Origin of the sequence: Streptomyces sennicomposti, assembly GCF_019890635.1 — a bacterium.
Taxonomy (GTDB): Bacteria; Actinomycetota; Actinomycetes; order Streptomycetales; family Streptomycetaceae; genus Streptomyces; species Streptomyces sennicomposti.
In genome coordinates this window covers 1-8,223 of record NZ_JAIOAB010000106.1, presented here as the reverse complement: position 1 = coordinate 8,223, position 8,223 = coordinate 1, and the positions used below count along the sequence as shown (strand labels likewise).

Annotated in this window: 6 protein-coding genes and 1 pseudogene; 2 read left to right on the top strand and 5 right to left on the bottom strand. The window is 75.6% G+C overall.

The window, feature by feature from the left end; translation table 11 throughout:
• Positions 1-267: 267 nt before the first annotated feature.
• The 4 genes and pseudogenes from K7787_RS30960 to K7787_RS30945 all read right to left on the bottom strand — a co-directional run.
• Positions 268-715 (bottom strand): annotated as a pseudogene (locus tag K7787_RS30960) (PTS sugar transporter subunit IIA); the annotation flags it as partial.
• Between the two features lie 232 nt (positions 716-947).
• On the bottom strand, positions 948-1,895 hold the full coding sequence (gene pfkB / locus K7787_RS30955; RefSeq protein ID WP_223003666.1) for a 1-phosphofructokinase: 948 nt from the start codon (positions 1,893-1,895) through the stop codon (positions 948-950).
• Entirely contained in the window at positions 1,892-2,653 is a 762-nt protein-coding gene (locus tag K7787_RS30950; RefSeq protein ID WP_019985986.1) for a DeoR/GlpR family DNA-binding transcription regulator, read from the bottom strand. Before K7787_RS30950 ends, pfkB begins: the two co-directional genes overlap by 4 nt.
• 154 nt (positions 2,654-2,807) lie before the next feature.
• Positions 2,808-4,286 carry an MFS transporter gene (locus K7787_RS30945; RefSeq protein WP_223003665.1) on the bottom strand — a complete coding sequence of 493 codons (1,479 nt, stop codon included), beginning with the start codon at positions 4,284-4,286 and terminating at the stop codon, positions 2,808-2,810.
• 159 nt (positions 4,287-4,445) lie between these two features.
• Here K7787_RS30945 and K7787_RS30940 point away from each other — a divergent pair, with 159 nt between their 5' ends.
• Positions 4,446-5,381 carry a LysR family transcriptional regulator gene (locus K7787_RS30940; RefSeq protein ID WP_223003664.1) on the top strand — a complete coding sequence of 312 codons (936 nt, stop codon included), beginning with the start codon at positions 4,446-4,448 and terminating at the stop codon, positions 5,379-5,381.
• Between the two features lie 241 nt (positions 5,382-5,622).
• Here K7787_RS30940 and K7787_RS30935 read toward each other — a convergent pair whose 3' ends face one another.
• Positions 5,623-7,155, bottom strand: coding sequence for an MFS transporter (locus K7787_RS30935; protein ID WP_164388037.1), 1,533 nt, complete (start codon positions 7,153-7,155; stop codon positions 5,623-5,625).
• A 62-nt stretch (positions 7,156-7,217) separates the two neighbouring features.
• Here K7787_RS30935 and K7787_RS30930 point away from each other — a divergent pair.
• Positions 7,218-8,223, top strand: a 1,006-nt coding sequence (locus K7787_RS30930; protein WP_223003663.1) for a helix-turn-helix transcriptional regulator, incomplete at its 3' end; no start/stop codon positions are given.

The window sequence follows — 8,223 nt, the reverse complement described above, 5'->3', positions numbered from 1 at the left end:
GGGGGGGGGGGGGGGGGGGGGGGGGGGGGGGGGGGGGGGGGGGGGGGGGGGGGGGGGGGGGGGGGGGGGGGGGGGGGGGGGGGGGGGGGTTTTAAGTGGTCGGGGACTGGGTGGCCTGGGCCTCGGTGGCGGCGGGGGGCGCGCCCGCCGAGGCGGCCTCCGGGCCCGGCGCGCCCGCCTCCGCCGGGGGCGTCTCGCCCGAGGCCGAGTCCGTCTCCGTCTCCGCCTCCACCTCCGTCGAGGCGGCCTGGCCCGAGGCGGTCTCCTGCGGGGTCACGTCCCCCCGGATCAGCGCCGCCGCCGTCGCCGTGTCGGCGACCGAGCGCAGCGCGGCCGTGAACTCGGCGTTCATCAACTGGCGGGCCAGGGCGGACAGGATCGTCAGGTGGGCGTCGTCCGCGCCCGCCGGTGCGGCGATCAGGAAGACCAGGTCGGCGGGGCCGTCCGCCGCGCCGAAGTCGATCCCGGCGGCGCTGCGCCCGAAGGCGAGCGTCGGCTCGGTGACGTGCGCGCTGCGGCAGTGCGGGATGCCGATGCCGCCGTCCAGGCCGGTCGGCATCTGCGCCTCGCGGGCGGCCACGTCGGCGAGGAAGCCCTCCAGGTCGGTCACCCGGCCCAGGGCCGCCATCCGCTCGGCGAGGGCGCGCGCCGCCGCTTCCTTGGTGTCGGCGGACAGGTCGAGGTCGACCAGGTCCGCGGTGATCATCTCGCTCATCGCGGGCTCCTTCGCACGCGTGTCGCCCGGGCGGCGGGGGAAGCCGGGGCGGGGGTGGGGACGGGGGTGCCGTGGGGGGCCGCGGGGGCCGGGCGGGCAGTAGTGGCCTGGTGGGCCGTGCTGGCCGTACGGGCCGTGCTGGCCGTGGGCGGAGAGCCCAGGGCCAGGGTCAGGGTCCGGGTGCGGGTCCGGGTGCGGGTTGCCCGGAGGGCGGCGGGGGCCGTCGGCCGGGTCATGGCGCGGGGTCCGTCAGGGGGCGGTCGAGGGGGACGTCCGCCGTCACCGTGACCGCCGCCGGGGACAGGTCGCCGGGCGTGGGCATGACGCTGCCGGGCAGTTGGACGGCGGCCGCGCCGTGCGCGACGGCCGAGGCCAGGGCCTCAGGACCCGCGCCGCCCGCGATGAGGAAACCGGCCAGCGAGGCGTCGCCCGCGCCGACGTTGCTGCGGACGGCGGCCACGGGCGCGCCGCCGTACCAGGCGCCCGCGCCGGTCACGAGCAGTTGCCCGTCGGCGCCGAGGCTCGCCAGCACCGCGCCCGCGCCGAGCGCCCGCAGGTCCTCGGCCGCCTTCAGCGCGTCGCCCACCGTCGCCAGGGGGCGCCCGACGGCCTCGGCGAGTTCCTCGGCGTTGGGCTTGACCACGTCCGGGCCCTCGCGCAGCGCCGCCAGGAGGGCGGGCCCGGAGGTGTCCAGCGCGATGCGCACCCCGGCGGCGTGCGCCCGGGCGACGAGGTCGGCGTACCAGGAGGGGGCGAGGCCGCGCGGGAGGCTGCCGCAGCAGGCGATCCAGTCGGCGTCGCGCGCCTGCCGCCGTACGGTCCGCAGGAGCAGTTCCCTCTCCTCGGGGCCGAGTTCCGGGCCGGGGGCGTTGATCTTCGTCAGGACGCCGTCCGCCTCGGCGAGGGCGATGTTGGAACGGGTGGTCCCGGCGATCGGGACCGGCGCGACCTCGATGCCCTGCGCGGCGAGGAGTTCGGCGACAAGGGCGCCCGGCGCGCCGCCCAGGGGCAGGACGGCGACGGTGCGGCGGCCGGCGGCGGCCACGGCGCGCGAGACGTTGACGCCCTTGCCGCCGGGGTCCATGCGCTCGCCGGTGGCGCGGACGACCTCGCCGCGGTCCAGGGAGGGGATCTCGTAGGTGCGGTCCAGGGACGGGTTGGGGGTGACGGTGACGATCACGCGCGGACCACCTCCGTGCCGGCGCGCTCGATGGCGGCGGCGTCCTCGGGGCTCAGGGCGCTGTCGGTGATCAGCAGGTCCACGTCGCTCAGGTCGCCGAAGCGGGCGAAGTGCTCCTGGCCGTGCTTGCCGGAGTCGGCGAGCAGCACCACCCGGCGGGCGGCGGCGACCGCGGCCCGCTTCACAGCTGCCTCGGCGAGGTCGGGGGTGGTCAGACCGTGCGCGGCGGAGAAGCCGTTGGCGGCGACGAACAGCACGTCGGCGCGGATCTCGCCGTACGCGCGCAGCGCCCAGGCGTCCACGGCGGCCCGCGTACGGTGCCGTACGCGTCCGCCGACCAGGTGGAGCTGGAGGCCGGGGTGGTCGGCGAGGCGGGCGGCGATGGGCAGGGAGTGGGTGACGACGGTCAGCTCGCTCTCCAGCGGGAGCGCGGCGGCCAGCCGGGCCACGGTGGTGCCGGCGTCGAGGATCACGGTGCCGTCGACGGGCAGTTCGGCCAGGGCCGCCTTGGCGATACGGTCCTTCTCGTCGGCCGCCGTGGACTCGCGTTCGGTGAGGTCCGGTTCGAAGTCGAGGCGGCCGGCCGGGATGGCCCCGCCGTGCACCCGGCGCAGCAGTCCGGCCCGGTCGAGGGCCTTCAGGTCGCGGCGGATCGTCTCCGCCGTCACCTGGAACTCCTCGGCGAGCGACACGACGTCCACCCGGCCGCCGTCACGGGCGAGCCGGAGGATCTCCTGCTGCCGCTCCGCTGCGTACATGTCCGTCTGCCTCCGACCGATGCCCGAATCTGTGGTTTACCGGGGAGGCTACGCCCGCGTTGCCGGAAAGTAAACAGATCCGGGTGCCGTTCGGGCATGAACGGACATCGGTGGGCGCACTCGGGCGGGGCCGGACCTTCGTCCTCGTACGGCGCTACGGAGCCGTCCCCGCGCGGGCCGTGGCGTCCGGCTCCGCCGAGGACGCGGGAGGCGTGCGGTCGGGTCGGGGCAGCAGGAGCGGGGTGGCCAGGATGAGGAGTCCGGCGACCGTGAGCGCGGTGCGCGGGCCGGTGGCGTCGGCGAGCAGTCCGCCGAGGGCCGTGCAGAGCGCGATGGCCGCCTGCTGGCCGACCGACCAGGCCGTCAGGGTGCGGGCGACGAGATGCTTGGGCGTGTGTTCGAGCCGGTAGGCGGCGAGGACCGGGGTGTACAGGCTCATGTTGACGATGATCGCCAGCTCGACGGCCATCACGGTGACGAGGCCGGTGACGCCGGGCCGGACGAAGACCAGGCCGATCAGCCAGACGGCGCGCAGCGTGCCGACGGTCCGGAAGACGGCGGACCGGCCGTGCCGGGCCACGACGCGGCGGGCCAGCCGGGAGCCGACGAGGCCGCCGAGGCAGGGCGCGGCGAAGGCGAGGCCGTACTGCCAGGGCGGGAAGCCGAGCCGGCGCAGCAGGAGCACGGCGAGCAGCGGTTCGGTGGCCATGATCAGACCGGCGACGAGCAGTTGGTTGAGGTAGAGCGCCCGCAGGACGGGGTGGCCCATGATGTGCCGCCAGCCGTCGAGCAGCCCGGCCGTCCGGCGGGGGCCGCCCTTGCGGGCGGGCGGCGGGGCCGGCTCGCCGGGGGGCCGCGTGGCCGCGTCCCCGGTGGCCTGCGGGACCGCTTCCGCGGTGGTCCGCGGGATCGCTTCCGCGGTGGTTCGCGGGACCGCATCCGCGGTGGTTCGCATGGCCGCGTCTCCGGTGGCTGCCGACGGGACCGCCTCCCCGGTCGTCCGCCGGGCCGCCTCTTCCGCTCGCGGCGCTTCCCCGCGTGGCCGCGGCGCCTCCTCCCGGCCGCCGATCGCGGTGAGGCAGAGCGCGGAGAGGAGGTAGCTGAACGCGTCGGCGATCACGGTGACGACCGGGCCGAACAGGCCGATCGCCGCCCCGCCCAGCGGCGGCCCGACCGCGATGGAGCTCCAGTTGGTGGACTCGAACCGCGCGTTGGCGACCAGCAGGTCGTCCGGCCGGACGAGCGCCTTGAGGAAGGCGCCGCCGGCCGCGTTGAAGGCGATCTTCGCCGCGGCGACCACGACCGAGACCACGAGCAGTTGCACCCAGGTGAGCCGGCCGAGGGCGTAGCCGACCGGGATCGTCGCCATGGCCGCGCACCGGGCCAGATCCATCCCGATCATCACCGGCCGCTTGTGCCGGAACTCCACCCACGGCGCGAGCGGCACCGCGATCAGCGCGCCCACCGCGGGGCCCACCGCGGACAGCGCGGACACCTCGGCGGGGCCGGCGTGCAGCACCAGGACGGCGATCAGCGGGAACGCCCCGAAGCCCAGCCCGGACCCGTAGGCGCTGACCGCGTACGCCGCCCACAGCCAGCCGAACGGCCGCCCCAGCCGTCTTCTGCCCCTCATGCCGACGCACCCCTCGACGTCCCGCCCGCCACCACCGCGCCGACCTGCATGAACAAACCGACGTTGACCGAAGTGAGCTAACCGAGCCGCACAGCCCCAGGTCAAACAACCGTGTCGGCATCCCTCCACAACCACTGGTTGTTCACTATCGTGGTCGGCGTGGACCTAGAAGCCGTACGCACCTTCGTCGCCGTGGCGGACGCGGGCCAGTTCCAGAAGGCCGCGACCGATCTGGCGGTGACCCAGCAGGCCGTCTCCAAGCGCGTCGCGGCGCTGGAGCGCGACCTCGGCGTACGGCTGTTCGGGCGTACGCCGCGCGGGGCGGAACTCACCATCGACGGGCAGGCGTTCCTCCCTCACGCGCGGGAGCTGCTGCGCGTCGCCGAGCGGGCGGCCGCGTCCGTGCGCACCGGCCGCCGCGCGCTGCGCGTCGACATCATCGCCTCGCGTGGCGCGGCGTCGGGGCTGATGCGCGAATTCCACCGCGCCCATCCCGAGATCGACCTCGATGTGCTGATGCTGTTCGACATCGATTCGGCCGTCGCCGCGATCCGCTCGGGCACGATCGACGCGTCCTTCCGCGCCGTCGCCGCGCCCGGCCGTCCGCTGCCCGACGACATCGCGTCCGTACGGGTGCTCGACGAGCCGCTCCAGCTCCTCACCGGGCCCGCGCACGTCCTGGCGGGCGCCCGTTCGGTGCCCCTCGCCCGGCTCGCCGGGCACCGGATCTGGATGCCGGGCCTCGCCCCCGGCACCGAGTGGACCGCCTACTACGACGACATGGTCGCCGAGTTCGGCCTCCCCATCGAGGCGACCGGCCCCAACTTCGGCTCCGACGCCCTGCTCGACACCATCGCGGACACCCCGGCCCTGGCCACCTTCATGGGCGGGCACACCCGTCTCGTCTGGCCCGCCGGCCACGGTCTGCGCCGTATCCCGGTGATCGACCCGACGCCGGTCTACCCGCACTCGCTGCTGTGGCACCGCGACAACCCCCATCCGGCCCTGGCCGCCCTGCGCGCCCACCTCGCCGCCGCGACGCCCGGCCACGACGCCGCGGGGACCTGGCGGCCGGACTGGGTGTCCCCCCGCTGACCGCTCCACTGACCGCCCCCGCTGACAGCCCCGCCGACGACCAGCACACCCCGCCGCAGGACCGACCGCCGCACCGACCAGCACCCCGATCGCCCTACCGAGCAGCACGGCGACCAGCACCCCGACCGGCGCCCCGGCCCCGGCGCGGCGAAGGGGCCGGCGCCCCGAACGGCCGCCGGCCCCGCACCTCACGTCACCTCAGCTCACGTCACCTCAGCTCACCTCACGTCATCCGCCCCGGTCAGCCGACCAGCTCCCGCTCGCGCTCGCCCGCCGCCGGCGGCTCCGCGGGCTCCGCGTCCTCGCCGCCGCCCTCCACGTGCTGCGCCGGCCGCTTCGGCAGCGCGGACATCAGGACGAAGATGACGCCCAGCACCGCCGCCACCCACACCAGCGCGTGCCGGAAGGCGTGCGCGAAGGCCGGGCCCACCTGGTCCGGGGTCAGCCGGTCGCCGATGACGCCGAAGAACACCACCGACACCAGCCCGAGCCCCAGCGCGTTGCCCATCTGCTGGACGGTGTTGATCAGCCCGGACGCCGAACCGGCGTGCTCGCGCGGGACCTCCGAGAGCACCGCGTCCGTCAGCGGGGCCACGATCAGGCCCATGCCCGCGCCCATCACCACCAGCGGCAGCGCCATCTGCCAGGGCGCGATGTGCAGGCCGTAGCGGTCGGACTCCCCGATGTAGAGCAGGACGCCGGCCGCCATCAGCAGCGCGCCCGCCTGGAGCACCTTGCGGCCGAAGCGCGGGACCAGCTGCTGCACGGACAGCCCGGCCGCCGTGGACACCGCGATCGAGAACGGCACGCCCGTCAGCCCCGCCTTCAGCGGGCTCCAGCCCAGCCCGGTCTGCATGTACAGCGTCCAGACCAGGAAGAACACACCGAGCGCGACGCCGAACACCGTCTGCACGGCGATGCCGGCCGCGAAGCTTTTGACCCGGAACAGCGACAGTTCGACCAGCGGGGACCCGTCCCGGGCCGCCTTGCGCCGCTCGTACGCCACCAGCGCCGCGAACACCGCCAGCGCGCCCGCCATCGACACGTACCCCCACAGCGGCCAGCCCAGCTCGCGGCCCCGGGTCAGCGGGTAGAGCAGCATCAGCAGGCCCAGCGTGACCAGGGCGACGCCCACCAGGTCCAGCTTCATCGCGCGCGGTGCGCGGGACTCGGTGATGAACCGGCCGCCGAGCAGGAAGGCCACGACGCCGACCGGCAGGTTGATCAGGAAGATGGGCCGCCATTCCAGGCCGAACAGGTTCCACTGGGTGAGCAGCGCGCCGAGCAGCGGGCCGGAGACCGCGCCCAGGCCGACGATCGCGCCGAACAGGCCGAAGACCTTGCCGCGTTCGTGGGCCGGGAAGGTGGCGTGCACGATCGACAGCACCTGCGGGACCATCAGCGCGGCCATGCCGCCCTGGAGGATGCGGGAGGCCACCAGCATCTCCGGGTTGGCGGCGAAGCCGCACAGCGCGGAGGCGAGGGTGAAGCCGGCGATGCCGACGAGGAAGAGCCGCTTGCGGCCGTGGATGTCGCCGAGCCGGCCGCCGGTGATCAGCCCGGCCGCGAAGGCGAGGGCGTACCCGGCGGTGATCCACTGGATCTGGCTGAAGGACGCGCCGGCGTCCTGCTGGATGGACGGGATCGCGATGTTGACGATCGTGACGTCCACGAGGTCCATGAAGGCCGCGGTCATCACGATCGCCAGTGCGAACCAGCGGCGGCGGTCCGCCGCCCGCGCCGCGCTGCTGACAGGGGTTTCGCTGGAGGTCATGCAGGCACCGTAGGAGGGCAGTAGGTCAGATCATGTCCTAGATCTGCGGCATCCTCGGTGCCATGACGACGGACACCCCGGCCCGGCTCCTCCAGCTGCTGTCCCTGCTCCAGACGCCCCGCGAGTGGCCCGGCGGGGAGCTGGCCGAACGGCTCGGGGTGTCCCGGCGCACCGTGCGCCGGGACATCGACCGGCTGCGCGAGCTGGGCTATCCGGTGCAGGCGACGATGGGCGCGGACGGCGGCTACCGGCTGGTCGCGGGCAAGGCGATGCCGCCGCTCGTCCTGGACGACGAGGAGGCGGTGGCGATCGCGGTCGGGCTGCGGGCGGGCGCCGGGCACGCGATCGAGGGCGTGGACGAAGCGTCGGTGCGGGCGCTGGCCAAGCTGGAGCAGGTGCTGCCGGCCCGGCTGCGGCACCGCGTCGCCACCCTCCAGGCCGCCACGACTCCGCTGACCAGCGGGGACGGGGCGAGCGTCGCGCCCGAGACGCTGACCGTGATGGCGTCGGCGGTGGCCGGGCGGGAGCGGCTGCGGTTCGCCTACCGCGCCGGGGACGGCACCGGGACGCGCCGGGTGACCGAGCCGTACCGGCTGGTCTCGACCGGGCGGCGCTGGTACCTGGTGGCGTACGACCTGGACCGGGCGGACTGGCGGACGTTCCGGGTGGACCGGGTGAGCGAGCCGTTCGCGACCGGGGCCCGGTTCGCGCCGCGGGAGCTGCCGACGGGCAGCGCGGCGGAGTATCTGCGGCGGTCGGTCTACCAGCGGCACCAGGAAACGTACACGCTCGGCGTGACCTTCGCGGCCCCGGCCGAGGCGGTCGCGGGCCGGCTGCCCGCCTGGTTCGGCGCGCCCGAGCCGCTGGACGGGGGCCGGTGCCGGCTGCGGGTCCCGCTCGGCGACCAGGTGGAGTGGGTCGCGATGCGGCTGGCGACGCTGGGCTGCGACTTCACCGTGCACGAGCCGGCGGAACTGGTGCGGTGCGTACGGGAACTGGGCGCGCGGCTGAGCCGGGCCGCCGCCGGGGGCGGCGGGGAGGGCGGGGGCGGGGGGCGCGACGGGAGCG

Bases quoted from the DNA above. Each gene is read 5' to 3' on its own strand.
- K7787_RS30935 (WP_164388037.1), bottom strand. From the start codon at position 7,155: ATGACCTCCAGCGAAACCCCTGTCAGCAGCGCGGCGCGGGCGGCGGAC.
- K7787_RS30950 (WP_019985986.1), bottom strand. From the start codon at position 2,653: ATGTACGCAGCGGAGCGGCAGCAGGAGATCCTCCGGCTCGCCCGTGAC.
- K7787_RS30945 (WP_223003665.1), bottom strand. From the start codon at position 4,286: ATGAGGGGCAGAAGACGGCTGGGGCGGCCGTTCGGCTGGCTGTGGGCG.